The organism is Asaia spathodeae NBRC 105894 (assembly GCF_025994195.1).
Lineage (GTDB): Bacteria > Pseudomonadota > Alphaproteobacteria > Acetobacterales > Acetobacteraceae > Asaia > Asaia siamensis.
This window is the reverse complement of record NZ_BAPY01000001.1, coordinates 183,210-210,171: the sequence shown is the minus strand read 5'-3', so window position 1 is coordinate 210,171 and position 26,962 is coordinate 183,210. Positions and strand designations below refer to the sequence as shown.

Here is a 26,962-nt window from a genome sequence, read left to right as displayed (position 1 = left end):
GTAAAAAAGATCAGATATCGCCGCCCATGGCAGCGCAGAAAACGGTGAGCACGCCCACAGCGACCATCAGAATGACGCGCAGGCGCACCTTGGCGAAAAGGGCGGGCTGGGGGCGGATGGCGCGGCGCAGGCTCTGGAACGGGCCGAAATAGGCGCTCAGGAAAATCAGCGCCATGATCAGCGCAAGGCCCTGCATGATATTGATCGGCAGGCTCATCGCGCCGAATCCGCCCATATGCAGAACAAGAAGCCAGCCCGTTACCAGAGCGGTCGGTACGATATGCAGGAGGGCGCGGAAATAGCGTGCGATCAGCTGGATCTGCACATTCTGGCGCTGGGCCGGCTCAAGCAGGGCCACAGTGCTGCGGCTGACGATGGCGGCATAGAGACCGCCGCCAATCCAGTAGGCCATGCAGAGCAGGTGAAGCGCGAGGATGACGCTCCAGAGAAACGGGTTCGACATGTCTTCTCCACCAGAAATCAGGTCCGGAACACTTCGTGCCCTCAAAAGCGCGGGATCAGGAATACCGGAAGGTTATGCGACGTTCCCTAGCAGTATGCGCGAAATCATCAACTGCGGAGTGACATGCCCATGAAGTCTGACCTGCGTTTTTCCCTGCCCACGCCCGCGCAATGCGGCGAGATGGATCGAAAGGCGAGCGAAACGATCGGGATCAGCGCGCTGATGGATCGGGCTGGCTGGGCTGTGGCTCAGGCAATCAGGGCGCGTTTTGCGCCCTGCCGTGTGCTGGTGCTGTGCGGGCCGGGCAATAATGGTGGCGATGGTTATGTCGCGGCCCGCTATCTCGAGCGTGCGGGCTGGTCGGTTCAGGTCGCCCCTTTGGCACCGCCCCGTGAGGGAAGTGCTGCCTTTGGGGCTGCGGCGCAGTATCGCGGGCGAATAACAGATTTTGCACCAGAGAATGCCCGCCGCGCCGATCTGGTGATCGATGCTGTTTTCGGTGCGGGCCTCGACCGCCCCCCGGCGCCTGAGGTGGTGGCGGTGCTTTCTGCAGCCAGAACGCTTGTGGCGATCGATCTGCCCAGCACGGTCAATGGCACAACCGGAGCCGCTCTGGTTGAGGGGCCGGATTATCGCATGAGCGTTACATTCGTCCGTCCCAAGCCCGGGCACATACTGTACCCGGGGCGCGAAATCTGTGGCGAGCTCATCTGCGCGGATATCGGCATGCCTGAGGTCTGCCTTGAGGCCGCGGGGCCCACGATCTGGCTCAATGGACCGGGGCTCTGGCACGTGCCGGCGATGAGCCCGGAAGATCACAAATACCGTCGGGGTGTCGTCAGTATCTGTGCAGGCCAGGTCATGCCAGGGGCGACCAGGCTGGCCGCGGCCGGTGCGCGGGCAAGTGGAGCCGGACTGGTGCGTATCAGTGCCGGGGAGGGTGCAGCGGCCTATTGCCTTGGTGCGCCCGGTCTGGTGATTGACGACGGGCCGCTGAAAACACTGCTTGAAGACGAGCGTCGCAGGGTCTGGCTCTGCGGGCCAGGCCTGACCGAGCCAGAAGTCGCTGCGAGTCTGCCGCTTCTTCTTGCATCGGAACGCATTGTTCTGGCCGATGCTGGCGCTTTGGGCTGGGCAGGAAGTGAGCCGGAAAAGCTCCGTGGCGTTTCTGTCATCACGCCCCATATCGGAGAATTTACCAGACTTTTTGGTGCGCCGGGGGATGATCTCGTTGCTGCGGCGCGAGAGGCGGCGCAGCGTATTGGGGCGGTAGTCGTGCTCAAGGGTGCCGTCAGCGTGATTGTATCACCCGACGGGCGGGTTGCGCTCAATGACCACGCGAGCCCGGCACTGGCGACAGCCGGTTCGGGCGATACGCTGGCAGGCGTGATTGCGACGATGCTTGCTGCCGGTATGGCCCCTTGGGAAGCCGCCTGCGCCGGTGTGTGGCTGCATGGTGAGGCAGGGATGCGCGCTGGAAACTGGCCGATTGTCGAGGCACTCGACGCCCATCTGGGCGATGCGCGCGCCAAGGCGATCGCACTGGCTTGTGAAATCTGAAATTGTGCTGTAAAGCGGCGCGCTTGACGGCCCGGTCTTGGACTGGGCTGCGTGTGCGGGCGTGGTGGAATTGGTAGACACGCCAGATTTAGGTTCTGGTGGCGCAAGTCGTGGGGGTTCAAGTCCCTCCGCCCGTACCAAATATTTTCTCCTTAGTCGGGGCTTCCTGCCTTGCCTGTGCTGCGATGAAGCTGGGTGCAGGGCCCCGATGGCAACCCGGTCAATAGAGGATCGCCTGACAGATGCAGGTTACCCAAACGCAATCCGAAGGTCTGAAGCGCGGCTTTACCGTCACTGTGCCGGCTGGCGATCTGGAGGCGCGACGCGCCGCTCGTCTCGCCGAGCTCGGCCGCACGATCAACCTGCCTGGCTTCCGTCCCGGCAAGGTGCCCGCATCGCTCGTCAAGCAGCGCTATGGCGCCGCCCTGAATGGCGAGATCCTCGAGCAGGTCGTCAACGAGACCACCACCAAGGTGCTGGAAGACAACAAGCTGCGTCCGGCCGTTCAGCCGAAGGTCGAGCTGGTTTCCGGCGGTGAAGGTGAAGGCGATCTCGAGTTCAAGATCGAACTCGAAGTTCTTCCCGAGATCGCTGTTCCTGACCTTTCCGGTCTTGAGCTGACCCGTCTGACGGCAAAGCCCGCTGATGAGACCATCGACAAGGCTCTGGCCGAGCTGGCCAAGCGTCAGCGCAGCTTCGAGACGATCGAGGAAGACCGCGCCGCCCGTTCGGGTGACGTCGTCAACTGCGATTTCGTCGGCAAGCTTGATGGCACGCCTTTCGATGGTGGCACGGCGCAGGACGTCAATGTCGAGATCGGTGGCGACGGTTTCATCCCCGGTTTTGCAGAGCAGCTCGAAGGCATGAAGGCTGGCGAAGAGAAGGTGATCACCGTCACGTTCCCCGCCGAGTATCAGGCAAAGGAACTGGCTGGCAAGGAAGCGACGTTCGACATCAAGGCGAATGCGCTCAAGACCCCGGTCGACCCGTCGCTTGATGATGAGCTGGCCAAGAAGATCGGCTTCGAGAACATCGCTCAGGTTCGTGACATCATCGTCAAGCAGGCAGAAGGCGAATACAGCCAGCTGTCACGCCTGCGCATCAAGCGCGAGCTGCTCGACGCCCTGTCTGACAAGACGGATTTCGAAGCTCCCGAGAGCATGGTCGAGAGCGAATTCGGTCAGATCTGGCAGCGCGTCGAACAGGACCGCGCTTCGGGTGAGATGGACGAGGAAGACGCGGGCAAGGACGAAGATACCCTGCGCGCCGATTATCGCAAGATCGCCGAACGCCGCGTGAAGCTTGGCCTTCTGCTGGCTGAAATCGGTCGCACGAAGGAAATCACGGTTTCCCGTGAGGAGCTGATGCAGGCCGTCCGTCAGGAAGCCATGCGCTATCCGGGTCAGGAGCAGGCCGTGTTCGAGTTCTTCAGCAAGAACCCGCAGGCAGCCGATGGTCTTCGTGGCCCGATTCTGGAGAACAAGGTCGTCGATTATCTGATCGAGCTGGCCAAGGTCACCGACAAGGAAGTGACGCCGGAAGAGCTCGCAGAGATCCCGCCGGCCGACCTCTGATCGTCTGATTCGCACCGCGACTCATGGAGTCCGTTCGTTTTTTGACGGACGGGCTCTAGGCGTTCATGGTGGCCATACCAAGATGGAAGAAGTCACACACCGGCCCGTTGAGGGCCGGTGGCAGTTAGGAACGGAAATGGCCATGAGGGATCGCGATCCTGTCGAGATCTTCAACAACGCGCTCGTACCGATGGTCGTCGAGCAGACGTCACGCGGTGAACGCGCTTTCGATATCTATTCCCGTCTCCTTCAGGAGCGGATCATTTTCCTGACAGGCCCGGTCTATGACCAGGTGGCCGCAGTCATCTCGGCGCAGCTTCTCTATCTGGAGAGCGTCAACCCGAGCAAGGAAATCTCTTTCTACATCAACAGCCCCGGCGGCGTCGTTTCGGCTGGTCTCGCGATGTACGATACCATGCAGTATATCCGTTGCCCGGTCAGCACTGTCTGCATCGGTCAGGCAGCCTCCATGGGGTCGCTGCTTCTCGCTGCTGGCGAAAAGGGGCGTCGCTTCTGTCTGCCGAATGCACGCGTAATGGTGCATCAGCCCTCGGGCGGTGCTCAGGGGCAGGCTTCGGATATCGAAATCCAGGCACGCGAGATTCTCGAAATCCGCAAGCGCCTGAACGAGATCTACCGCAATCACACGGGGCGTACGCTTGAGGAAATCGAGCAGAAGCTCGAGCGCGACAGCTATCTCTCGGCTGACGAAGCCAAGGAGTTCGGCCTGATCGACGAAGTCGTCCAGGCACGTCCCAAGAGCATTTCCGAGCAGGGCTGAGCCTGCTCCCGGTTGTGAGGTCCGGCCCTCTCGCCGGACCTTCAGCGGGGCTGCGGCAGGCAGCCTCGTGCCCGGGGCCTGGTCGCCCCGTTACAGCCTCAGACCGGAGGGGCTTGCCGGGCTCTCATCGCCTGGCCTAAGTTTGGAGTTCCCCCTGTCGCGTTCCGGTCGCATGGCCGGGCCGATCGGGGAGGAGGAGCAGCGATGAATAACAAGACCGGCGATTCGAAAAACACCCTGTATTGCTCGTTCTGCGGCAAATCGCAGCACGAGGTGCGCAAGCTCATTGCCGGTCCTACCGTCTTCATCTGCGATGAATGCGTCGAGCTGTGCATGGATATCATCCGCGAAGAGCACAAGACGCATCTTGTGAAGTCGCGTGACGGGGTGCCGACTCCCAAGGAAATCTGCAAGGTTCTCGATGATTACGTGATTGGCCAGTTCATTGCCAAGCGCGCCCTCTCGGTGGCCGTGCACAACCATTACAAGCGTCTGGCCCATTCCCAGAAGAGCAATGATATCGAGATTGCAAAGTCCAATATCATGCTCATCGGGCCGACGGGTACAGGCAAGACGCTGCTTGCTCAGACGCTGGCGCGTATCCTCGATGTGCCCTTCACGATGGCTGATGCCACAACCCTGACCGAAGCCGGTTATGTGGGTGAAGACGTTGAGAACATTATTCTCAAGCTGCTTCAGGCCGCTGATTACAATGTCGAGCGCGCCCAGCGCGGCATTGTCTATATCGATGAGATCGACAAGATTTCGCGTAAATCCGACAATCCGTCGATCACGCGTGATGTCAGCGGTGAGGGCGTGCAGCAGGCATTGCTGAAGCTGATGGAAGGCACGGTTGCATCCGTTCCGCCCCAGGGCGGGCGCAAGCATCCGCAGCAGGAGTTCCTGCAGGTTGACACGACGAACATGCTGTTCATCTGCGGTGGCGCCTTTGCCGGTCTCGACAAGATCATCTCGGCACGCGGCAAGGGCTCGGGCATTGGCTTTGGCGCCGATGTGCAGAACCCTGATGACCGTCGTCTCGGCGCCGTCCTGCACGATGTCGAGCCGGAAGATCTGCTGAAATTCGGGCTCATTCCCGAGTTCATCGGTCGTCTGCCGGTCGTTGCCACGCTTGAGGATCTGGATGAGGAGACGCTGGTCGCCATTCTCTCCAAGCCCAAGAACGCCCTCGTGAAGCAGTATCAGCGTCTGTTCCAGATGGAAGGCGTTGCACTGACGTTTACAGATGACGCGCTCACCCAGATCGCCCAGCGTGCCATCGCGCGCAAGACAGGCGCTCGTGGCCTGCGCTCGATCATGGAGGCCATTCTGCTCGGCACGATGTTCGATCTGCCCGGTCTCGACGGGGTCGAAGAGGTCGTGATCAACAAGGATGTCGCCGAAAACCGTGCGGCGCCTGTCTATGTCTACGGCAAGGGCAAGGCCGAAGAACCCGCCGAGCAATCTGCCTGAGGGACACCCTAAATTCGGAGGACCGGCTTGCTGCCCCGGTCCTTCGTTCTCATATGAAAAGAACTTGCCTTTTCGGCAGTCAAGACGCGGCGTCGTTCACGCCAAATTTCGGGTGACATTGCCGAGATCGTCCTCAAGGAGATCAGAGTTTCATGAGTGAAAAAAAGAGGAAGACTGCGGCGAGCAAGCTCAACACCGCAGCCAAGGCAGAAGCAGCCAAGGCAAAGCCGGTCGAGACAATTGCTGTCCTGCCGCTGCGCGATATCGTTGTCTTCCCGCATATGATCGTGCCGCTTTTTGTCGGTCGCGAAAAATCCGTTCGTGCCCTGGAAGCTGTTACGCGTGACAACAAGCAGATCCTGCTTGTTGCCCAGAAGAACGCCTCGCAGGATGATCCGCCGGCTGAGGATATCTATCGTTTCGGCACGATCTCCACGATCCTGCAGCTGCTCAAGCTGCCTGATGGCACCGTCAAGGTGCTGGTCGAGGGCATTCGTCGCGCGCGCATCAAGGAATTCCACGATATCGACGGCCATTTCGAGGCCGAGATCGAGGAGGTGGCTGACGCACCGGAAACCGGGAGCGAGGTCGAGGCCCTTGGCCGCACGGCGATCTCCCAGTTCGAGCAGTATATCAAGCTCAACAAGAAGATCGCCCCGGAAGTCATGGTGTCTCTCAACCAGATCGAGGATCTCTCGAAACTGGCAGACACCATTGCGAGCCACCTGAACCTCAAGATCGCTGAAAAGCAGGATATCCTTGAGGGTGGCTCTGTCAGCCATCGTCTGGAGCAGGTCTTTGCCCATATGGAGCAGGAGATCGGCGTTCTTCAGGTCGAGAAAAAGATCCGCAACCGCGTCAAGCGGCAGATGGAAAAGACCCAGCGCGAATATTACCTCAACGAGCAGCTCAAGGCGATCCAGAAGGAGCTCGGTGAAGGGGAGGACGGCCGTGACGAGACGGCTGAAATCGAAGAGCGCATCGTCAAGACCAAGCTGAGCAAGGAAGCGCGCGAGAAGGCCATGGGCGAGCTGCGCAAGCTGCGCGGCATGAGCCCGATGTCGGCTGAATCCACCGTTGTGCGAAATTATCTCGACTGGATCCTGAGCATTCCCTGGAAGAAGCGCTCGAAGGTCTCGCGCGATTTCACGGCAGCGGAAGAAGTGCTTGAATCCGAGCATTACGGTCTTGAGAAGGTCAAGGAACGCATCCTTGAGTATCTGGCCGTGCAGACGCGTTCCCAAAAGCTGAAGGGGCCGATCCTGTGCCTTGTCGGGCCGCCGGGTGTCGGCAAGACCTCACTGGCGCGTTCGATCGCCAAGGCGACAGGGCGCCAATACGTGCGCATGTCGCTGGGTGGTGTGCATGACGAGTCCGAAATTCGTGGGCATCGTCGCACCTATATCGGCTCGATGCCGGGCAAGATCGTTCAGGGCATGAAAAAGGCCAAGACGTCCAACCCGCTCTTCCTGCTTGATGAGATCGACAAGCTCGGTTCTGACTGGCGCGGTGATCCGTCTTCGGCGCTTCTTGAGGTGCTGGACCCGGAGCAGAACAGCACGTTCAACGATCATTATCTCGAAGTCGATTATGATCTTTCGGACGTGATGTTCGTGACCACGGCGAACAGCCTGAACATGCCCCAGCCTTTGCTGGACCGCATGGAGATCATCCGTCTGTCGGGTTACACCGAGGATGAGAAGGTTGAGATTGCGCGTCGCCATCTGGTGGGCAAGCAGGCCGAGGCACATAACCTCAAGCCGCATGAATGGTCGATCAGCGACGCAGCCCTGCGCAGCCTGATCCAGCATTACACGCGTGAAGCCGGTGTACGTAGCCTCGAGCGAGAGATCGCCAAGATTGCCCGTCGTGTCGTCAAGCGTCTCGTGACCTCTTCGGTCGAGACAATAGCCATCACGCCGGAAAATCTCGATGAGTTCTCGGGTGTGCGTCGCTTCAAGCATGGCGAGACGGAAACCGAAGATCTCGTTGGCATGGTCTCCGGTCTGGCATGGACGGAAGTCGGTGGCGAGATTCTGACCATCGAAAGCGTGATGCTGCCAGGCAAGGGCCATGTGAAGGCGACCGGCAAGCTGGGCGAGGTAATGCAGGAAAGCGTCTCTGCTGCGGTTTCCTATGTTCGTTCGCGCGCGCAGTCTTTCGGCATCAAGCCGTCGATTTTCGAAAAGCGTGACATCCACGTGCATGTGCCCGAGGGTGCAACGCCGAAAGATGGCCCGTCTGCCGGTGTTGCCATGGCGACCTCGATCGTCAGCGTGATGACCGGTATTCCCATCCGTCGCGATGTGGCCATGACGGGTGAAATCACGCTTCGTGGTCGTGTGCTCGAGATTGGTGGTCTTAAAGAAAAGCTGCTTGCGGCAACCCGCGCCGGTATCGCAACGGTCTTCATCCCGAAGGACAATGAGAAGGATCTCGCCGAGATCCCGAACAACGTCAAAGAGGCGCTGACGATCATTCCCGTTTCTCATGTCGATCAGGTTCTCGAGGCAGCGCTTGTGCGTCCGCTCGAGGCGATTGAATGGGATGAGGAAGAGGACGTACCGGCAGGGCGTGCTGCCGAGGTGCTGTCGAGCCAGTTGCCGCACTGACGCTGTCAGGGCGCGGTCCGCGAGGAGGCGAGGGGCATCAGGCGGGTCAAGCCTGTTACCCTCTGCCTTCAGAGTCTGAGTGTGGGCTCTGCTCGCTGATAGATATGACTACCTGTTTTCTGCAATGCATGATGGTCGCCTCGAAAGGGGCGGCCATTTTGCTTTGCATGGCAGGAAAGACGCAGCTTTGACCAAAGCGTTAAACAGCGTCGCCCCGTGGCGCTCTGTGCGGTTGACGTAACAGAAAACGCCTTCATAGTGCCCTGCAAGACATGCCGAGCGACCTATGAAGGGTCGGATTTTCAGGAATTCTATAAGGGAACGAGATGGAAAAGCCGCTGAACAAACAGGAGCTCATCGCAGCGGTCGCCGAAAAGACCGATCTGCCGAAAGCCAAGGCTGGTGATGTAGTAGAGGCGCTTTTCGCAAGCATCGAAGAAGCTCTGGCGCGCAAGCAGGAAGTGCGTCTGGTCGGGTTCGGCTCTTTTGCTACCGCCACGCGCAAGGCCGCCAAGGGGCGCAATCCGCGCACGGGAGAAGAAATCGACATACCGGCGTCGGTTTCTGTCCGTTTCCGTCCCGGCAAGGGCTTGAAGGATGCCGTAAGTTAACGTATCCCCAGTTTCACGACAGGCAGCGATTCGACGCTTCCTGTCCTGAGGGCGATTAGCTCAGCGGTAGAGCGTCTCGTTTACACCGAGAGGGTCGGCGGTTCAATCCCGTCATCGCCCACCATTCCTCAGCATCTGGAAGAGTCATGAGCTTCCCCTGGTCCCTGACGTGTTACGAAACGCTCGGGTCGACCTCCGATTTCTGCAAGCAGCAAGCCGATCAGGGCGCCCCGAACGGTATGGCCGTTCTGGCGCATCTCCAGACAGCCGGGCGGGGTACGCGTGGTCGTGCCTGGACGGCGCCCCAGGGCAATCTGTCTTTCTCCTTTCTGCTACGGCATGAGCGCATCGAGGCCCTGATTCTGGCCATGCCGTTTCTTGTGGCTGTGGCGGTGCATGAGGCGCTCTCCTTCTGGCTCCCTGATTCGGGGCTGCGGCTCAAATGGCCCAATGACGTCGTTTGCGAGGGCGCCAAGCTCTGCGGCGTACTGATCGAGCGCGGCGGCACGCCACAAGATTCCTGGATCGTCACCGGCATAGGCGTCAACCTGCGCACCGCCCCCCTGATCGAGGGACGAAAGACCGTCTCGGCTGCGGCGCTGGGCGCGCAGATCGGGGCGGAGGACCTTGCAAGGCGTATCCTTGAGCAGTTCGGCCTCTGGCTCGACCGCTGGGAGCGTGGGGGCTTCGAGCCGATCCGCATCGCCTGGCTCGATCGGGCACACGAGCCAGGCTCGCGGCTTGCGGTTCAGAGGGGCCCTGATTATATAGAGGGTTTCTTCGCAGGTCTCGACGCGGGCGGTCGACTGCTACTTCAAACCGTTCAGGGCGAGATTCAGACGTTCGCGGCGGGGGATATTCTACTGCTTGGGTGAAGGACGGTCTGTGCTCCTCGTTGTCGACGCCGGTAATACCAATATCGTTTTTGCCGTGCATGATGGCAGGGAATGGCGCGGCACCTGGCGCATCTCGACCAATGACCAGCGCACTTCTGATGAATATGCCGTCTGGCTTTTGAGTCTGATCGAACGTTCCGGCCTGAATCCCCAGGCTATCTCACGGGCCATCATCGGCACGGTTGTGCCAGCCGCGCTCTATCATCTGCGCCGCCTGTGTCGCGAATGGCTGGATCTCGAACCCCTTATTGCCAATACAGCGCTCGACTGGGGCTATCCGCTGAAGGTCGATACACCCTCGGAGGTCGGGGTTGATCGTCGCCTCAACGGGCTTGCAGCGCAGCATTTCTATGGTGGCCCGCTGGTCGTCGTCGATTTTGGCACGGCCACGACATTCGACGTTGTGGATGAGGAAGGGGCATTCTGTGGTGGGGCGATCGCGCCGGGTGTCAACCTGTCGCTCGAGGCGCTGCACCAGGCTGCGGCACGTCTGCCTCGCATCAGTGTCGGTCGGCCATCATCTGCCATCGGTCGCAGCACGAGTGTGGCCATGAGGTCCGGACTTTTCTGGGGTTATGTCGGTCTGGTCGAGGGGATCGTCTCGCGCATCGCGCTTGAGATGGCCACCCCGATCAAGGTGATCGCCACGGGCGGTCTGGCCCCGCTTTTTTCTGAGGGAACGAACCTGTTCCAGCATGTTGCTCCAACACTCACACTCGACGGATTGCGCCTTCTGGCTGCGCGCAACTCGACGGGTGAATTTATTCCGGCACCAGGATGAAGGTGTGTTTCTTTTATTTGTTTCTAGGAATTTTGAATGTCAGTGACTGAAAAGGGTCTCGCATTCCTGCCATTGGGCGGGACCGGCGAGATCGGCATGAATTTCAATCTCTACTGCCTCGACGGCAAGTGGCTTGCCATTGATTGCGGTATTGGTTTTTCGGGCAACGATACCCCCGAAGCCGAAATCCTGATGCCTGATCCGCTCTTCATCGCAGAGCGCCACAAGAGCCTGTGCGGCCTTGTGATCACCCATGCGCATGAAGATCATCTGGGCGCTGTTGCCCATCTCTGGCCCCAGCTGCGCTGCCCGATCTATGCGACGCCTTTTGCCGCCGCCGTGTTGCGACGCAAGCTGGGCGAGGCGCATCTTCTACCGCAGGTGACCATCCACACCATACCGATGGGCTCGCGCTTCGAGGTCGGCCCGTTCGACCTGCAGTTCATCAACGTGACCCACTCTGTGCCCGAGGCGCAGTCTCTGGTGCTGCGCACGCCTTACGGCACAATCGTGCATACAGGCGACCTCAAGCTCGATCGTGAGCCTGTTGTCGGCCCGCTGACCGATCTCGAGGCCTTCAAGGCCGTCGGTGACGAGGGCGTTCTGGCCATGGTGTGTGACAGCACCAATGTGTTCCGCGAGGGTATTTCGGGAACGGAAGGTCAGGTGCGCGATTCCATGGCGGGTCTGATCAAGACCCTTCATGGTCGCGTGGCGATCACCTGTTTTGCCTCCAACGTTGCGCGTGTCGAGAGCATTGCCCGTGCGGCCAAGGCGGCAGGCCGTCAGGTGATGGTTGTCGGGCGCTCGCTGCGCAACCTCGAAGTGGCTGCGCGTGAATGCGGCTATCTTCAGGACATCCCGCCGTTCCTTGACGAGCGCGAAGCCAATTCGGTTCCTGATAACCGCCTGCTGATGATCATCACCGGCAGCCAGGGCGAGCCGCGTTCGGCGCTCTCGCGCATTGCCTCCGACGTTCATCCGAATATCTCCCTCGGTGAGGGCGATACGGTAATCTATTCATCGCGCATGATCCCGGGCAACGAGCAGGCTGTCATGGCGGTGCAGGACAATCTGACCCGTCGTGGTGCGACTGTGCTGACCGACAAGGATCATCTGGTGCATGTGTCGGGTCATGCGACTTCGGACGATCTGCGTCATCTCTACAGCCTTGTTCGTCCGAAGCTGAGCGTGCCGACCCATGGTGAATGGCGTCATCTGACCGCTCATGCCGCTCTGGCTCGCGAGACAGGCGCGGAAGCGATCCTTCTTGAAGATGGCGATCTGCTGCGCCTTGGCCCCGACCACGCTGAAGTGGTTGATACGGCTCCCACAGGCCGTCTCGCGCTTGATGGCGGGCGTCTGCTGCCCATGACGGGCGGTGTTCTCGCGGCGCGTCGCAAGATGCTGTTCAACGGTATGGTACTGGCCAGTTTTGCGGTGGACGATGAAGGCTATGTGATCGGCATGCCCAAGATCAGCGCTCCCGGCCTGCTCGAGGCGGAAGACCCTGAGAGCACGCGCATCTCGGAAGAATTCGCCGATGCAATCGACGAGATTCCCGATGATCTGCGTCGTGACGATGCCGCTTTCCGTGATGCTGCCAAGACGGCGTTGCGTCGTGCGCTCGGACGCAAGCTCCAGAAGCGGCCGCTGGTCGATGTTCATCTGCTGCGGGTCTGATCCCGCAGCCAATACTCCTGAACGCGCCGTGAAAGGCGCGCGGTTTTTCTCCGGAATGGTCTAGCCTGATGCGTCTCTCCAGCGGTTTTCTGCCTACCCTCAAAGAAGTGCCTTCCGAGGCCCAGATTGCCTCGCATCGCCTGATGCTGCGCGCTGGCCTTGTGCGCCAGACATCGGCCGGCATCTATGCCTGGCTGCCTGCCGGGCTGCGGGTTCTGCGTAATATCGAGCAGATCGTGCGCGAAGAGCAGAACGCGATCGGTGCGCAGGAACTGCTGATGCCGACCGTGCAGTCTTCCGAGTTGTGGAAGCGGTCAGGCCGTTATGATGCCTATGGGCCGGAGATGCTGCGCATTCGCGATCGTCAGGACCGCGAACTGCTCTATGGGCCGACCAATGAGGAAATGATCACCGATCTTTTCGGCCAGGTGATCAAATCCTATCGTGAGCTGCCCCAGGCGCTCTACCATGTGCAGTGGAAATTCCGTGACGAACTGCGCCCGCGCTTTGGCGTGATGCGTGGTCGCGAATTCTTCATGAAGGACGCCTATTCCTTCGATGCGTCTTATGACGATGCCGTTGCAGCCTATCGTCGCATGATGCTGGCCTATCTGCGCACCTTCCAGCGTCTCGGCGTTCGCGCTGTGCCGATGAAGGCTGACACAGGCCCGATCGGTGGTGATCTGAGCCATGAATTCCTGGTGCTGGCCCCCACGGGCGAGAGCGGCGTGTTCTTCGATGCAGCCCTCGAGGAGCAGGACTGGCTGCACGAGGCGGTGGATATCGCCGATCACAAGAGCCTCGAGGCCTTTTTCAGCGGCGTGACGAAATTCTATGCCGCAACCGACGAAATGCATGACGAAAAGGCCTGGGAAGATGTACCGGCTGATCGTCGTCGCGAGGGGCGTGGCATCGAGGTCGGACATATCTTCTATTTCGGCACGAAATATACGGAATCCATGGGGATTTCTGTCAGCGGCGCCGACGGCAACCAGTTCTTCCCGGAAATGGGTTCTTACGGCATTGGCGTGTCCCGTCTCGTTGGCGCGATTATTGAGGCCAGCCATGATGAGGCCGGTATCATCTGGCCTGACTCGGTGGCGCCTTTCCGTGCGGCCATTCTCAGCCTCAAGCCGGGTGACGAAGCGGTGGATGCGCTGTGCGAGAAGCTCTATGCGGCGGCTCCCGATGCGTTCCTCTATGATGATCGTGGCGAGCGTGCCGGTGTTAAGTTCAACGACGCCGATCTGATGGGCCACCCTTGGCAGATGATCGTTGGCCCGCGCGGTGCGAAAGAAGGCAAGGTCGAGCTCAAGCGCCGCGCCACGGGCGAGCGTTTCGAGCTTTCTGTTGACGAGGCACTGGCCAAGGTGCTGGGCACTGACGCTTCCGGCAAGGGCGCTGCCTGATCATGTTCAATCGCTTCGAGCGCGTGGTGGCAGGGCGCTATCTGCGCGCCCGTCGCGGGGAACGTTTCGTTTCCATCATCGCCATTTTTTCGCTGATCGGTATTGCGCTCGGTGTCGCAACCCTGATTATCGTCATGGCGGTGATGAATGGTTTCCGCGCCGATCTGATGGGGCGCGTGCTCGGGCTCAATGGCGATCTGAACATTTTCAGCGCCGGTCACAGTATCAGCAATTATCAGGATGATGTCGTCGCCATCAAAGGCGTGAAGAACGTCACCCGTGTGACCCCGATGGCGGAAGGCACGGTGCTGATCGATGCGGGCAACTACTCGACAGGGGGCGTCGTGCGCGGCATTGCGCCGGATGATCTGCGTGATCTTCATGCGCTGAGCGATACCGTGGTCGAGGGCAAGCTGGCCGATTTTCAGGGGGACGATGCCATTGCCGTTGGCGCGACACTGGCAGCGCGGGCCGGGCTGAGCGTCGGTAGCAAGGTCACGCTGCTTTCGCCCAATGGGCGCGCGACGCCTTTCGGCACTATGCCGCGCATACGCGCCTATCATGTGGCAATGGTATTCGATGCCGGCGTCAATGATTACGATACGAGCGTCATTCTCATGCCGCTCGATTCTGCGCAGCGTTTTCTCATGATGCCCGGTGCCGTGTCGCTCATTCAGGTGGCGACCAAAGACGCGTTGGAAGTAACGCCGGTCACGCGTGCCATTGCCGAGCGACTGGATGACCCGAGATTGCGGGTCATGGACTGGACACAGAGCAACAATGCCTTTCTGGGCGCTCTGACCGTGCAGCAGAACGTGATGTTCCTCATTCTCACACTCATCATTCTTGTGGCGGCGTTCAACGTGATTTCGTCCATGATCATGATGGTCAAGGACAAGACACGCGATATCGCCGTGCTGCGAACGCTGGGGGCGAGCCGTGGGGCGATCATGCGCATCTTTTTGATGTGCGGTGCCTCCGTGGGCGTGTCAGGCACGCTGATCGGCTTTGGCATTGGTGTGGTGTTCTGCCTTAATATCGAGCGTATCCAGCATGGTGTGGAGCATCTCACCCATACAAGCCTGTTCAATCCCGAGTTCTACTATCTCGAGCATCTGCCCGCGAAGCTGATCTGGTCTCAGGTCATCGAGGTGATGGTCATGGCGCTGGCGCTTTCCTTCCTTGCCACGCTGTATCCGTCATGGCGCGCGGCCAAAACCGACCCTATCGAGGCGCTGCGTCATGAGTGAAACACCGGTCCTCAGTCTTGAGGGCGTTACGAGGCGCTTTCGGTCGGGCGACGAGACACTCGAAATTCTCAAGGGAGCGAGCTTTGATCTCTATCCCGGTGAGATCGTGGCGCTGGTCGCGCCGAGTGGCACAGGCAAATCGACGCTTCTCCACATTGCGGGCCTGCTCGAATCCCCTCAGGAGGGCGCAGTCCGTGTCGCCGGGCGTGAGACACGCACGCTCAGCGATACGCTGCGGACGCAGATACGCCGGGACGAGATCGGCTTCGTCTATCAGTTCCATCATCTCCTGGCCGAGTTTTCGGCGCTGGAAAATGTGGTGCTGCCCCAGCATGTTGCAGGTGTGGCTCCTCGTGAGGCAAAGGCGCGGGCGACCGATCTGCTGACCCGTTTTGGTCTGGCCCATCGTCTGCAAAATCTGCCCGGCAAGCTCTCGGGTGGTGAAAAGCAGCGCGTGGCGATCGCCCGCGCTCTGGCCAATCGCCCCAAGCTGCTTCTGGCAGATGAGCCGACCGGCAATCTAGACGTGCATACGTCCGACGCCGTGTTTGACGAGTTGCTTCATGCTGTGCGTAGCGAGAATGTGGGCGCCCTGATCGCGACCCATAACGAGGAGCTCGCTTCGCGCATGGACCGTGTCGTCACCCTGCGGGACGGCCAGATCGTCGCGAAATAAAGAAAGGGATGAAGCCATGAGGCGGGTCTGATACATCCTGCCTCATGTCCCATGCCCGCTTCGTTCATCTTCGTAATCACTCCGCCTATTCGCTGAGCCAGGGGGCGATACGCATCCCCGATCTGGTGGCGCTGGCAGCCGAATCGGCCATGCCTGCGGTGGGACTGACCGATACGGGCAATCTGTTCGGCGCTCTGGAGTTCTCCCAGTACTGCACGGCCAAAGGGGTGCAGCCAATTGTCGGCTGTCAGCTTGCCCTCCCGTCACGTAGCGACAAGCCAGGCGCGCCGTCAGAACCCATGGTAGCGCTGGCGCGCAACGAGGTGGGGCTCGCGAACCTGCAGTTCCTGTCCTCTGAAGGGTTTCTCAAAGGCGATCCCTCGGACCCGGCCATCCTGCTCGAGACGCTTTGCGCCCATTCTGATGGCTTGTTCCTTCTGACAGGGGGCACGCGCGGCCCGCTTTTCCGGCTGCTGGCCGAAGGGCAGGAAGATCAGGCAATGGCGCTGCTGCGTCGTTTGCAGGAAGGCTTTGGCGAGCACATGGCCGTCGAGCTGCACCGGCATGGCCTGCCAGAAGAAAAAGCCGTAGAGCCCGGGATGATTGCAGCCGCAGATCGTCTAGGCCTGCCACTTGTTGCCACCAATGAGTGCTTTTTCGCCAAGCCTTCCATGCATGAAGCCCATGATGCCCTGCTCTGTATTGCACAAGGCCGCACCATGGCCGAGCAGGAACGCTGGCGTGTCACGCCCGAGCACTGGTTCAAATCGCCTGATGCCATGCAGGCGCTTTTCGCCGATCTGCCAGAGGCCTGCGACAACACGCTCATGATCGCACAGCGATGCGCGGTGAAGGTCTCGACACGCCCGCCTCTTCTGCCTGTCTGCCCCAAGGTCAATGAGGGATCGACGGAAGAAGAGACGCTTCGGACCATGTCTCAGGACGGGTTGAGACTGCGCCTCGAACGTATGGACGCCGATGAGGCGACACGCGCGCGCTATGAGGCGCGTCTCGAAATGGAGCTCGGCATCATCGCCCGTATGGGCTTTCCGGGTTACTTCCTGATCGTTGCGGATTTCATCCAGTGGGCCAAGGAGCATGATATCCCGGTAGGGCCGGGGCGTGGATCGGGTGCTGGCTCGCTTGTGGCCTGGGCATTGACCATTACCGATATCGACCCGCTGCCTTTCAATCTGCTGTTCGAGCGCTTCCTGAACCCGGAACGCGTCTCGATGCCTGACTTCGATATCGATTTCTGTCAGGACCGGCGCGATGAGGTGATCCGATACGTGCGCACCGAATATGGTGGCGAGCGCGTGGCGCAGATTATCACCTTCGGTAAGCTTCAGGCGCGTGCGGCGGTGCGCGATGTCGGGCGTGTGCTTGGCCTGCCTTTCGGCATGGTCAACCGCGTGGCGGAACTGATCCCGAATAACCCGGCCAAGCCTGTCACGCTCAAACAGGCAATTGACGGTGAGCCGCGCCTGCAGGAAATGCGCGATAACGACGAAGCCCTGCGTCGGCTCATGGAAATCGCCTTGCAGCTTGAAGGGCTCTATCGCCACGCCTCGACCCATGCCGCAGGTGTGGTGATCGGCGATCGCGAACTGGTCGAGCTTGTGCCGCTCTATCGCGACCCCAAGAGCGATATGCTGGTCACGCAGTATAACATGAAATTCGTCGAGCAGGCCGGGCTGGTAAAGTTCGACTTCCTTGGCCTCACTACGCTCACCATTCTCAAGCGCGGTATCAATTTCATCGCGCAGCAGGGCATCGAGGTCGATCTGGCGACCCTGCCTCTGGACGACGCACCCACCTATGACATGCTGGCCCGTGGCGATGCTGGCGGCGTGTTCCAGTTCGAAGGCGCGGGCATGCGCGACGTGCTCAAGCAGATGCGCCCGACGCGGCTTGAGGATCTGATTGCCGCAGTGGCCCTGTACCGACCGGGGCCGATGGCCAATATTCCCGATTACTGCGCCCGCAAGCATGGCGCGGAGTGGGAGCCGCCTCACGAAGAGATCCGCGATATCCTCTCCGAGACCTACGGCATCATGGTCTATCAGGAGCAGGTCATGCAGATCGCGCAGAAGATGGCCGGGTACAGCCTTGGCGGTGCCGACCTGCTGCGCCGCGCCATGGGCAAGAAAATCCGCGCCGAGATGGACACGCAGCGCGAGATTTTCGTCAAGGGTGCGACCGGACGCGGGATCACGCCGGAAAAAGCGGCTGAAGTGTTCGACCTCATGGCCCGCTTCGCGGATTACGGGTTCAACAAATCCCACGCAGCTGCCTATGCCCTTGTGTCGTATCAGACGGCCTGGATGAAGGCGAACCATCCGGTGGCTTTCCTCGCCGGGTGTATGTCGCTGGCGCGGGAAAAGACCGACAAGTTGGCTTCGCTCTGTCAGGAAGCGCGCCGGATGAAAATCAAGGTGCTGCCTGTCGATATCAACCGCTCGAAAGCCGATTTCTCTCTCGAAAAGCAGGAGGATGGCAGCTGGGCCATCCGCTATGCGCTGGCCGCGGTCAAGCGCGTGGGCTTCTCGGCCATGCAGGCGATCGTCGAGGCACGCGGCGACAAGCCGTTCATCAGCCTTGCCGATCTGGCTTCGCGTTGTGACGCAAAACAGCTCAACAAGATACAGATCGAAAATCTGGCCAAGGCGGGGGCATTCGACTCACTCGACAAGCCGCGTCATATCGTTTTTGCCAGCTCGGAAATCATCATGCGCCGCGCGCAATCCGAAGCGCAGGAGGCCGCCTCGGGCCAGATCGGTCTGTTTGGCGCGGCAGCCGAACCGGAAGAGCTTCGCCTTGCCGAGGCGCCCTACTGGCCCGAATTCGAGCGTCTGGCGGCTGAGGCAGAAGCGATCGGCTTTCACATGTCGGCCCATCCGCTTGACGCCTATCGTTCGGTTCTCAAGCGCGCCAATGTGCTGACGTCGCAGAATCTTACGACGGCTGCCGAGAACGGGTCTTATCGCGTGCGTATCGCGGGATGCGTGGTCGACAAGAAGGAACGTCCGACCAAGAGCGGCAGTAAGATGGCCTGGGTGCGCCTTTCTGATGCGACGGGCGGCTGCGAGGTGACGCTCTTTTCTGAAGTGCTGTCGCGCTGCCGTGATCTGCTCGTGGCGGGTCAGGCCGTGATGGTGACCGCTGATCTCAAACTGGAAGGTGACGCGCTGCGCATCACGGCGACCGACGTGACAGATCTGGAAAAGGCGGCGGCTCAGGAGAGCTCCGAAATGCGCGTCTGGATAAGCGAGACCTCAGCCGTGACGAAAGTGCGCGATCTCCTGGGCAGCAAGGGCAGGGGACGCGGCAAGATTATTCTGGTACCGGCCGTCGACGACACCAAGGCCGTCGAAGTGACGCTCAGCGGTCATTTCCCGGTAACGCCGCGTCTGGGCGAGCAACTGCGCACGATTCAGGGGGTGTCAAGGATCGATCATTTATAAACCGAGGCGTGTAGGCGAAATTCATCTCTCGGGATAGCAATACTATTGCTAACTCGTAGATATGCTGTGCAAAGACAGCGTTTTTTTGCGAGGAGGCTGTAATATTTTCTGTGATAAAATAATGTTGCGTGATATTTATCTCTTCAGATCGATTTATTTGCTTATAAATATATGAAATACCCAGTGATATTTGGGAGTGGCGCAAATATAAGTGAAGGAATAAGAAGATTGGGTCGCTTAAGCGCAATGGCGGCTTTTGCCGTGGTCCTGTTCTCTTCCACGGGCGCGGCGCTTGCTGACAAGCCCCTTCCCGAGGGAGTAACCAAATTTATCGCGGATAAGGGACTTGCACGATATGGCGTGGCACTGGCCGATCTCGACAGCGATGGGACACAGGAGGCGCTGATATATGCCATTGCTTCAAAGGAGGGGGGCGATTCAGCTGACTTCTGTGGCAGTGGCGGTTGCACCCTTTTTGTATTGTCGCTGCATGGCCATGGGTACCGGGTGGTCTCTAGGATAACCGTTGCCAAACCACCTGTCAGGGTTCTGGATGCCAGGACAAATGGATGGCACGATATGAGTGTCATGGTGTGTGGTGGCGGCATTACCCGATGTTACGACGCCTATCTTCGGTTCGATGGGCATGAATATCCGACCAACCCCTCAATGATGCCTCCTGTGCCACCCTTGAAACAGGCGGGGAAAACCCTGCTGACTGATGAGATTTTCAAGATGTCCCTGGCCGAACACTGAGGCTTTGGCAGGGAAAGGGTCATGTTACGTGACCCAGATCGACCTGGGTATGGGCTCCAACTGCTGTTTTCAAACGCAAAGTCGCTTCCTTCTTGCTTTTTGCCGCGGAAAAAGCCATACCGCGCCCGTCTGATCCCTTTTGCCGCGTCGTCGCGGTGAGGGAAGGGCAATTCGCACGTATGACGACAGACTATCTGGTGTCGGCCTGCAAGGCTGGCGAAGTCATACGGAGGCACAACCAGAAGAACAGGAATTTGCATCATGGCGATGCCCGAATTCACCATGCGTCAGCTGCTCGAAGCCGGCGTTCACTTTGGTCACCACACGCGTCGCTGGAACCCGGCGATGGCACCGTATCTCTTCGGTGTCCGCAACCAGGTTCACATCATCGACCTGCAGCAGACCGTTCCCCTGCTCGACCGCGCCCTTCAGGCCGTTCGCAACACGGTTGCCGGTGGTGGTCGCGTGCTGTTCGTCGGCACGAAGCGCGCTGCAGCCGAGCACGTTGCTGAAGCAGCAACCCGTTGCGGCCAGTACTACGTCAACCATCGCTGGCTCGGCGGCATGCTGACCAACTGGAAGACCATCACCGGTTCGATCAAGCGTCTGCGCCAGATCGACGAGATGCTCTCCGGCGACACGCATGGTCTGACGAAGAAGGAAATTCTCGACATCACCCGTGACCGCGAGAAGCTCGAGCGTTCGCTCGGCGGCATCAAGGAAATGGGCGGCTTGCCCGACATCCTGTTCGTGATCGACACGAACAAGGAAAAGCTGGCTGTTGAAGAAGCCAACAAGCTCGGCATTCCGGTTATTGCTGTTCTCGACAGCAACTCCAACCCGGCTGGCGTGACCTACCCGATCCCGGGCAATGACGACGCTATCCGCGCCATCACCACCTATTGCGACCTCGTGGCGCAGTCGGTTCTGGACGGCATTTCGGCTGAAATGGCCGCTTCGGGCGTTGATTTCGGTGCTTCTGAAGAACTGCCGGTCGAGACGGTTGTTGAGGAAACGACGGCAGAAGCTCCGGCTGAAGCCTGATCTGCCTGTGGAGAGCTTTCGGGCTCTCCCGGCATCTGACTATTTTGGGCGTGCCCGGCTGAAAGGCTGCGGCGCGCCGTTTCATTCCTGAAGGAGTATGGAACATGGCGGAAATCACTGCTGCCCTCGTTCGTGACCTGCGCGAAAAGACCGGCGCCGGCATGATGGACTGCAAGAAGGCCCTCACCGAAGCTGCTGGCGACATGGATGCCGCCATCGACTGGCTGCGCGCCAAGGGACTGTCGCAGGCTGCAAAGAAGTCTGGCCGCACCACGGCAGAAGGCCTCGTGGCCGTTGCTTCCGGCAAGAACAAGGCCGCTATGGTCGAAGTCAATGCCGAGACCGATTTCGTGGGCCGCAACGAAGCGTTCCAGGCATTCGTCGAGGCCGTAGCTCATGCAGCACTCGAAGCCGGTGACGATCTCGACACCCTGTCGCAGGCAAAGCTGGCCTCTGGCCGCACGGTTGCAGAAGAGCTGACCCACCTGATCGCCACGATCGGTGAGAACATGTCGCTGCGTCGCGCCAAGGTGCTTACCGTTCCTTCGGGCATTGTCGCTTCCTACGTCCACAGCGCCTTGCGTCCGGGCGTTGGCAAGATCGGCGTTCTGGCAGCTGTCGAAGCACCGTCGGAATCCGAAGCCCTGTTGACGCTGGGCCGTCAGATCGGCATGCATGTCGCGGCAACCCGTCCGGCAGCTCTCGAAGTGGCCAGCGTCGATCCGGAAGCTCTGGAGCGTGAGCGCCAGGTTCTGATCGAGCAGGCTCGTGAGTCCGGCAAGCCGGAAGCCATCATCGAGAAGATGATCGAAGGCCGTATCCGCAAGTTCTACGAGGAAGTCGTTCTTCTGGAGCAGGTCTGGGTGCATGACGGCGAGACGCGCGTTGCCAAGGTTGTCGAGAAGGCCGGTGCCAAGCTCGTGGCTTTCGAGCGCTTCCAGCTCGGTGAAGGCATCGAGAAGGAAACCAGCGACTTCGCCGCTGAAGTGGCCGCTGCTGCTGGCGTCTGATCGTCTGATCAGGCCTCAAATCGGGCGCGGCGCATGAATTTTGAATGCGCCGCGATCGTCCTCTCTGCCCGCCGCTACGGCGAGGGCGGGGCGGTGGTCCATCTCTTCACCGAAGAGTATGGCCGCATTGCCGGTCTGGTGCGTGGCGGTTCGTCACGGCGTCAGGCCGCGCTCTGGCAACCGGGCAATCTCATTCTGGCCCGCTATGCCTCACGCCTGTCTGACCAGCTTGGTCAGTTGACTGGGGAAATGGTGCAGGAAACAGCCGTCAGGCTTCTTGATCGCCCCTTGCAGCTTGCCCTCGTTCAGGCCGCTGCCGAACTGACCGATTCCGCCTTGCCGGATCGTGAACCCCATCCTGATTTCTTTCTGCGGACGATACGCGACCTGACCGCCTTCTGCGTGCTGGCCGACCCGGCGCCGGTAATCGATTACGTCCGTTGGGAGACGGCGCTTCTTGCCACGCTCGGCTATGGTCTGACGCTCGATTTCTGCGCAGTGACTGGCGTGCAGGATGGGCTGCGCTATGTCTCCCCTAAAACCGGCCGCGCCGTGAGTGTGGAAGGGGCAGGAATCTGGACCGACCGCCTTCTGCCACTTCCTGCCTATCTCCGTCCGGATGGTGGCGATGAGGGCGCTGATGACCCGATACTTTGGGCGCAGGGCCTTGCCCTGACAGGGCATTTTCTCGCCCGTCATTTGTTTGGCGCACGACATCGGCCTGTTCCTGGCGCGCGGGAGCGATTGGAAATGCGCGTCAAAGCGCTGGTTATGCCGAAAGCTGATGAAGAGGGCGAGCAGGAGGATGCTTCGCTATCGCCGTCAGACGGGGCGGATGGCTGAACAGCGCTGCGCTTCTTCTTCTATTCGGCCTGTCAGGAAGTCGAACACCATATGGGGCAGCGTCAACGCCGCCAGAAGTTGGAAGGTGAGGGACAGCAGCCGCTCTACCATGGGGCCAGTATAAAACGGGATCAGCAAGGCGCCGATAATCAGCGTCGCTACCGTCAGACTCAGGCTGTAGCGTAACGCTGCTCGCGCCGAGACCAGGCGTTCCCATCGCCTGTCTTCCACAAGCGTCGCGACATGAGCCGGCGCGTGCTGGAAAATGAAATAGATCATGAACGCCTGCAGAGGCGGCAACACGACAAACACCGCATTCAGCCCGCAGAGCAATCCCAGTTTCTCCAAACGTTTCTCGCAAGGGGTTGCGCCAAGCCAGGCACTTGCTGCCATGACCCAGAACGGGAAAAGCCAGACCAACCAGAAGGGCGGGGAGGTGAGATGCACTGGTGGCGCCATCGCGCTCAGCAGGGAGGCTGTTGCCGCCGGGTGAAAAACGCTTGGCAGGATGAGTGATGCGCCACCCCAAACCAGTGCGCTGAGTATCGGTGTGCCGTTCTCCCTTGTCTCGCTTCCGAAATGCCAGAGGGAGAGGGCAAGAAAACCAGTCAGCGTTGCAGGCGGATAGAGGCGCCACAGAACGAGTACGAGGGCAAGCAGGGCGAGATAAGGGAGCGCAAAGAGAATGAACCACGCCGCTCCGTAACGGGGGCGAAGGATCTGACGCGCCATTTCACCATCGAGGGCGCCATGGGGCAGCCCGAAAAGAATGATCGCCGCAAGGGCCAGTAATGTGCTGCTGGTCAGGATCGTGGCTGCGGCGAGTATCACGGCGCAGCCCCAGTAGAGGCGTAGAAAAGGGTCGTGGCGTCCGGTCATGCTCACAAGGGGCGCGCCGGACGAGACACGGTCAGATGCTCGCAAGCTTCCGGTCATCCGACAGGCTGATGAAGCCGAACCCGACCTTTGCAAGAACATCGGTAACCGCAATCACCAGGACGCTGGCGGAGTCCGGGACAATGCCCAGCCCGTCGGGCGAGAGAGCCAGAATGATCGGGTAGACCATCCACAGTACCGACAGGATCGTGGCGCTGCGGATATAGGCACTCTGCACTTCAGGGCGTTCGAGACGGTTCGCCTCGAGCTGAGAGACCCAGATGACGTAATACACGCCCAGGAAGGCGATGCAGGACAGCAGGAACCAGATCCAGCGACTGACGATGTTTTCCGATGCGCTGAATGCGAAAGCCGTGATCACCATGATCACATCTGCCGAGACCGCACCCAGCAGCAGATCGCCCCGCTTGCGGCCGTGGAACATGCCCAGAAAACCGAGGCCAACCAGAAGAAGCGGCGTGGTGAAGACCCAGTCGATATAGCGACCAAACCAGAAGATGCGGGTCGTGCTGGCGGCGCCTGCCAGAGTGGCGTCCGTCGGGAGAAGCATGGCGCCCTGTCCGGTCGCCATGGCGACGTAGAGGCATCCAGCGATGATGGGCACGATACCATGGGCAAGGCTCATTACCCCTTCGGTTTCCGTGCGGCGCTTGCCGAGCACAAGCAGGGCCGTCCCACCGGCAAACATGATCAGGGCAGTCAGCCAGAGAACCGTCAGGGTCATAATCGCTGTCTTTCATAGGAAGAGGAGAGCGATGAACGGCGCCTGACACATAAAGTTGTAAATCTCTTAACTTGACATGATTATTTTCTCTGACAGCTGCGCGATCACGGGGCAGGACGGGCAAATCGTGACCCTGGCCCGGTGCGATGAAGATGGGAACAAAAACGGGGTATTTGCTCTGGACAGCGCCCCTCGCGCCGCCTTATCTGCCTTGAAACGAAAGGGCGTGGCATGAGTCAGGATCTGGCAGGACATATCGAGGATACGAAGCTCGCCGACGCGCTGAGCGAGCGGTATATCGCCTATGCGATGTCGACCATCATGGCACGCTCCCTGCCGGATGTGCGTGACGGGATGAAGCCGGTCCATCGCCGCATCCTTTACGCCATGCAGCAGCTGAAGCTGGACCCGAGCTCCGGCTTCAAGAAATGCGCCCGCGTGGTGGGTGACGTCATCGGTAAGTTCCATCCCCATGGCGATGCCGCCGTTTATGAGGCGCTGGTGCGTCTGGCGCAGGATTTTGCCGTGCGCTACCCGCTTGTCGAGGGGCAGGGCAATTTCGGCTCGATCGATGGCGATAACGCGGCAGCCATGCGTTACACCGAATCCCGTCTGACCGAAGTCGCCAAGGCGCTGCTGGAGGGTATTGAGGACGACGCCGTCGATTTCCGCCCGACCTATGATAACGAAGACGCCGAACCCGTTGTGCTTCCGGGCGCTTTCCCCAATCTGCTGGCCAATGGGGCTGCCGGTATTGCGGTTGGCATGGCGACCAGCATACCGCCCCATAATGCTGCCGAAATCTGCCGTGCCGCGCGTCATCTGATTGACGACCCGCAGGCGCCCGTCGAAACGCTGATGCAGTATATGCCCGGGCCGGACTTCCCTACAGGCGGCGTGCTGATCGAGGAAGCGCAGAGCATGCGCGCAGCCTATGAGACCGGGCGCGGCAGCTTCCGGACGCGGGCGCGTTGGGACGTCGAACAGGGACGTTTCGGTACCTGGACCGTTATCGTGACCGAAATCCCCTATCAGGTGCAGAAATCGCGTCTGATCGAGCAGATCGCCGAGCTGATGGAGCAGAAGAAGCTGCCGCTGCTTGCCGACATCCGGGATGAGAGCACGACCGATATCCGCCTTGTTCTTGAGCCGAAGACCAAGGGTATCGAGCCTGAAGTGCTGATGGAGACGCTCTTTCGCGTCACAGCGCTTGAGAGCCGCTTCAGCCTGAACATGAACGTGCTGGATGCCAATCGTGTGCCACGTGTCATGGGGCTGCGGGAGGTTATCCAGTCTTGGCTCGATCACCGTGAAATCGTGCTCGTTCGTCGTTCGAATCACCGTCTCAGCGCGGTAGAGCGTCGCCTTGAAATTCTCGAAGGATTTCTGGCGGTCTATCTCAATCTGGATGAGGTCATCCGCATCATTCGCGAAGGCGATGAGCCCAAGCCCGAGCTGATGCTGGCCTTCAGCCTGACAGAGCTGCAGGCCGAATATGTGCTGAACATGCGTCTGCGTTCGCTGCGCCGGCTCGAGGAAATCGAGATCCGCAAGGAGCGCGATGCGCTGCTCAAAGAGAAGGCAGGCCTTGAAGGGCTGCTGGGCAGTGAGCGCAAGCGCTGGAACCGTATCGGCAAGGAGCTTGAAGCGACCGCAGCGCGCTTTGGCGATGGCGCGCTTGGCGCCCGCCGTACGCAGATTGCCGCGCCCCCCGCGCCGATCGATCTGAGTGCTGCCATCCAGGTCGATCGCGAACCGCTGACCGTTCTGTTGTCGCGTGAAGGCTGGGTGCGGGCGATCAAGGGGCATGGCATCGACCCGGAGAGCCATAAATTCAAGGAAGGCGATGCTTTCGGCCTTTCGCTCGAATGTCAGAGCACCGAGCGACTATGTCTTCTGGTGAGCGGGGGGCGTGTCTTCACGCTCAAGGCAGCCGATCTGCCGCGTGGACGTGGCTTTGGCCAGCCGATCCGGGTTCTGGCCGATCTGCCGCAGGAAGAAGAGATCGTCACCTTCTTTGTTCTCGACGAGAACGGCCGCCATATCCTGGCAAGCGAGAGCGGGCGAGGCATGGTGGTGCGCGATGTCGACATGGCGGCAGAAAAGCGTACGGGCAAGCAGGTGCTCACCCTGCGTGACGGTGACCGCGCGTCGTTCTGCGTGGCTGTGACGGGCGACCAGATCGTGACCATGGGCAGCAATCGCAAGGCCTTGTCATTTGCGGTCTCAGCCTTGCCGGAGATGACCAAGGGCATGGGCGTCACCATTCAGAAACTCCCGCCGGGTCAGCGTCTGGTCGACCTGCGTGTGTTCTCGAGCACCGAGGGGCTGGTCTGGCATGAGGGGCAGAAGCCGCGCAGTGAAGCAGATCTCGCCTCGATTACAGGCAAGCGCGCCGATCAGGGCAAGGCTGCCCCTCAATGGATGACGCGCAAACCCGCATCGCGTGGCTGAC

The 26,962-nt window shown here is 60.2% G+C and carries 21 protein-coding genes and 2 tRNA genes; 20 read left to right on the top strand and 3 right to left on the bottom strand.

Going from position 1 to position 26,962, the window contains the following annotated elements; all coding sequences use genetic code 11:
- Positions 1–10: 10 nt before the first annotated feature.
- On the bottom strand, positions 11–463 hold the full coding sequence (locus tag AA105894_RS00935) for a hypothetical protein (protein WP_267310095.1): 453 nt from the start codon (positions 461–463) through the stop codon (positions 11–13).
- A 123-nt stretch (positions 464–586) separates the two neighbouring features.
- Here AA105894_RS00935 and AA105894_RS00930 point away from each other — a divergent pair, with 123 nt between their 5' ends.
- From AA105894_RS00930 to recO, 19 genes are all read left to right on the top strand, one after another.
- Entirely contained in the window at positions 587–2,023 is a 1,437-nt protein-coding gene (locus tag AA105894_RS00930) for an NAD(P)H-hydrate dehydratase (protein ID WP_373316698.1), read from the top strand.
- A 55-nt stretch (positions 2,024–2,078) separates the two neighbouring features.
- A tRNA-Leu gene (locus AA105894_RS00925) sits at positions 2,079–2,163 on the top strand.
- A 102-nt stretch (positions 2,164–2,265) separates the two neighbouring features.
- Positions 2,266–3,597: a trigger factor gene (tig, locus tag AA105894_RS00920; protein WP_267310093.1), complete on the top strand. Its 1,332-nt coding sequence runs from the start codon at positions 2,266–2,268 to the stop codon at positions 3,595–3,597.
- 142 nt (positions 3,598–3,739) lie between these two features.
- Positions 3,740–4,378, top strand: a complete 639-nt coding sequence (locus AA105894_RS00915) for an ATP-dependent Clp protease proteolytic subunit (RefSeq protein WP_188426925.1) — start codon at positions 3,740–3,742, stop codon at positions 4,376–4,378.
- 204 nt (positions 4,379–4,582) lie between these two features.
- Entirely contained in the window at positions 4,583–5,851 is a 1,269-nt protein-coding gene (gene clpX, locus AA105894_RS00910) for an ATP-dependent Clp protease ATP-binding subunit ClpX (RefSeq protein WP_188426923.1), read from the top strand.
- Positions 5,852–6,003: 152 nt separating this feature from the next.
- Entirely contained in the window at positions 6,004–8,463 is a 2,460-nt protein-coding gene (gene lon, locus AA105894_RS00905; RefSeq protein WP_373316696.1) for an endopeptidase La, read from the top strand.
- A 326-nt stretch (positions 8,464–8,789) separates the two neighbouring features.
- On the top strand, positions 8,790–9,074 hold the full coding sequence (locus tag AA105894_RS00900) for an HU family DNA-binding protein (RefSeq protein WP_023977491.1): 285 nt from the start codon (positions 8,790–8,792) through the stop codon (positions 9,072–9,074).
- A 49-nt stretch (positions 9,075–9,123) separates the two neighbouring features.
- Positions 9,124–9,198 (top strand) — tRNA-Val (locus AA105894_RS00895).
- Between the two features lie 22 nt (positions 9,199–9,220).
- A complete protein-coding gene (locus AA105894_RS00890) occupies positions 9,221–9,949 on the top strand; it encodes a biotin--[acetyl-CoA-carboxylase] ligase (RefSeq protein WP_267310092.1) in 729 nt (242 codons plus the stop codon).
- Between the two features lie 10 nt (positions 9,950–9,959).
- On the top strand, positions 9,960–10,751 hold the full coding sequence (locus tag AA105894_RS00885) for a type III pantothenate kinase (protein WP_188426917.1): 792 nt from the start codon (positions 9,960–9,962) through the stop codon (positions 10,749–10,751).
- A 36-nt stretch (positions 10,752–10,787) separates the two neighbouring features.
- A complete protein-coding gene (locus tag AA105894_RS00880) occupies positions 10,788–12,434 on the top strand; it encodes a ribonuclease J (protein WP_267310091.1) in 1,647 nt (548 codons plus the stop codon).
- A gap of 68 nt (positions 12,435–12,502) precedes the next feature.
- Entirely contained in the window at positions 12,503–13,843 is a 1,341-nt protein-coding gene (proS, locus tag AA105894_RS00875) for a proline--tRNA ligase (RefSeq protein WP_267310090.1), read from the top strand.
- A 2-nt stretch (positions 13,844–13,845) separates the two neighbouring features.
- Positions 13,846–15,093, top strand: coding sequence for a lipoprotein-releasing ABC transporter permease subunit (locus tag AA105894_RS00870; RefSeq protein ID WP_188426911.1), 1,248 nt, complete (start codon positions 13,846–13,848; stop codon positions 15,091–15,093).
- Positions 15,086–15,769: an ABC transporter ATP-binding protein gene (locus tag AA105894_RS00865; protein WP_267310089.1), complete on the top strand. Its 684-nt coding sequence runs from the start codon at positions 15,086–15,088 to the stop codon at positions 15,767–15,769. Before AA105894_RS00870 ends, AA105894_RS00865 begins: the two co-directional genes overlap by 8 nt.
- A 44-nt stretch (positions 15,770–15,813) precedes the next feature.
- Positions 15,814–19,233 (top strand): DNA polymerase III subunit alpha, encoded by a 3,420-nt coding sequence (gene dnaE / locus AA105894_RS00860; RefSeq protein ID WP_267310088.1) that lies wholly within the window; start codon positions 15,814–15,816, stop codon positions 19,231–19,233.
- 246 nt (positions 19,234–19,479) lie between these two features.
- A complete protein-coding gene (locus AA105894_RS00855) occupies positions 19,480–19,989 on the top strand; it encodes a hypothetical protein (RefSeq protein WP_267310087.1) in 510 nt (169 codons plus the stop codon).
- A gap of 261 nt (positions 19,990–20,250) precedes the next feature.
- Entirely contained in the window at positions 20,251–21,033 is a 783-nt protein-coding gene (gene rpsB, locus AA105894_RS00850; RefSeq protein ID WP_188426904.1) for a 30S ribosomal protein S2, read from the top strand.
- Between the two features lie 104 nt (positions 21,034–21,137).
- Positions 21,138–22,043, top strand: coding sequence for a translation elongation factor Ts (gene tsf / locus AA105894_RS00845; protein WP_267310086.1), 906 nt, complete (start codon positions 21,138–21,140; stop codon positions 22,041–22,043).
- Between the two features lie 33 nt (positions 22,044–22,076).
- The gene (gene recO / locus AA105894_RS00840) at positions 22,077–22,886 is read left to right on the top strand and encodes a DNA repair protein RecO (RefSeq protein WP_267310085.1); all 810 of its coding nucleotides are present in this window, start codon (positions 22,077–22,079) and stop codon (positions 22,884–22,886) included.
- Here the strand turns inward: recO and AA105894_RS00835 are convergent.
- Positions 22,866–23,810: a Brp/Blh family beta-carotene 15,15'-dioxygenase gene (locus AA105894_RS00835; protein ID WP_267310084.1), complete on the bottom strand. Its 945-nt coding sequence runs from the start codon at positions 23,808–23,810 to the stop codon at positions 22,866–22,868. The genes recO and AA105894_RS00835 overlap by 21 nt on opposite strands.
- Positions 23,797–24,507, bottom strand: a complete 711-nt coding sequence (locus AA105894_RS00830) for a bacteriorhodopsin (protein WP_267310083.1) — start codon at positions 24,505–24,507, stop codon at positions 23,797–23,799. The genes AA105894_RS00835 and AA105894_RS00830 overlap by 14 nt, the downstream gene beginning before the upstream one ends.
- Before the next feature lie 231 nt (positions 24,508–24,738).
- Here AA105894_RS00830 and parC point away from each other — a divergent pair, with 231 nt between their 5' ends.
- Positions 24,739–26,961, top strand: a complete 2,223-nt coding sequence (gene parC, locus AA105894_RS00825) for a DNA topoisomerase IV subunit A (protein WP_267310082.1) — start codon at positions 24,739–24,741, stop codon at positions 26,959–26,961.
- The last annotated feature ends 1 nt before the right edge of the window (position 26,962 follow it).

What these genes read in the sequence shown, in the direction of transcription:
- recO (WP_267310085.1), top strand. Translation starts at nt 22,077, where the DNA reads ATGAATTTTGAATGCGCCGCGATCGTCCTCTCTGCCCGCCGCTACGGC.
- clpX (WP_188426923.1), top strand. Translation starts at nt 4,583, where the DNA reads ATGAATAACAAGACCGGCGATTCGAAAAACACCCTGTATTGCTCGTTC.
- parC (WP_267310082.1), top strand. Translation starts at nt 24,739, where the DNA reads ATGAGTCAGGATCTGGCAGGACATATCGAGGATACGAAGCTCGCCGAC.
- AA105894_RS00855 (WP_267310087.1), top strand. Translation starts at nt 19,480, where the DNA reads ATGGCGGCTTTTGCCGTGGTCCTGTTCTCTTCCACGGGCGCGGCGCTT.
- AA105894_RS00830 (WP_267310083.1), bottom strand. Translation starts at nt 24,507, where the DNA reads ATGACCCTGACGGTTCTCTGGCTGACTGCCCTGATCATGTTTGCCGGT.
- AA105894_RS00935 (WP_267310095.1), bottom strand. Translation starts at nt 463, where the DNA reads ATGTCGAACCCGTTTCTCTGGAGCGTCATCCTCGCGCTTCACCTGCTC.
- proS (WP_267310090.1), top strand. Translation starts at nt 12,503, where the DNA reads ATGCGTCTCTCCAGCGGTTTTCTGCCTACCCTCAAAGAAGTGCCTTCC.
- tig (WP_267310093.1), top strand. Translation starts at nt 2,266, where the DNA reads ATGCAGGTTACCCAAACGCAATCCGAAGGTCTGAAGCGCGGCTTTACC.
- AA105894_RS00915 (WP_188426925.1), top strand. Translation starts at nt 3,740, where the DNA reads ATGAGGGATCGCGATCCTGTCGAGATCTTCAACAACGCGCTCGTACCG.
- AA105894_RS00930 (WP_373316698.1), top strand. Translation starts at nt 587, where the DNA reads ATGCCCATGAAGTCTGACCTGCGTTTTTCCCTGCCCACGCCCGCGCAA.
- AA105894_RS00865 (WP_267310089.1), top strand. Translation starts at nt 15,086, where the DNA reads ATGAGTGAAACACCGGTCCTCAGTCTTGAGGGCGTTACGAGGCGCTTT.
- AA105894_RS00880 (WP_267310091.1), top strand. Translation starts at nt 10,788, where the DNA reads ATGTCAGTGACTGAAAAGGGTCTCGCATTCCTGCCATTGGGCGGGACC.
- AA105894_RS00900 (WP_023977491.1), top strand. Translation starts at nt 8,790, where the DNA reads ATGGAAAAGCCGCTGAACAAACAGGAGCTCATCGCAGCGGTCGCCGAA.
- dnaE (WP_267310088.1), top strand. Translation starts at nt 15,814, where the DNA reads ATGTCCCATGCCCGCTTCGTTCATCTTCGTAATCACTCCGCCTATTCG.
- AA105894_RS00890 (WP_267310092.1), top strand. Translation starts at nt 9,221, where the DNA reads ATGAGCTTCCCCTGGTCCCTGACGTGTTACGAAACGCTCGGGTCGACC.
- rpsB (WP_188426904.1), top strand. Translation starts at nt 20,251, where the DNA reads ATGGCGATGCCCGAATTCACCATGCGTCAGCTGCTCGAAGCCGGCGTT.
- lon (WP_373316696.1), top strand. Translation starts at nt 6,004, where the DNA reads ATGAGTGAAAAAAAGAGGAAGACTGCGGCGAGCAAGCTCAACACCGCA.
- AA105894_RS00870 (WP_188426911.1), top strand. Translation starts at nt 13,846, where the DNA reads ATGTTCAATCGCTTCGAGCGCGTGGTGGCAGGGCGCTATCTGCGCGCC.
- tsf (WP_267310086.1), top strand. Translation starts at nt 21,138, where the DNA reads ATGGCGGAAATCACTGCTGCCCTCGTTCGTGACCTGCGCGAAAAGACC.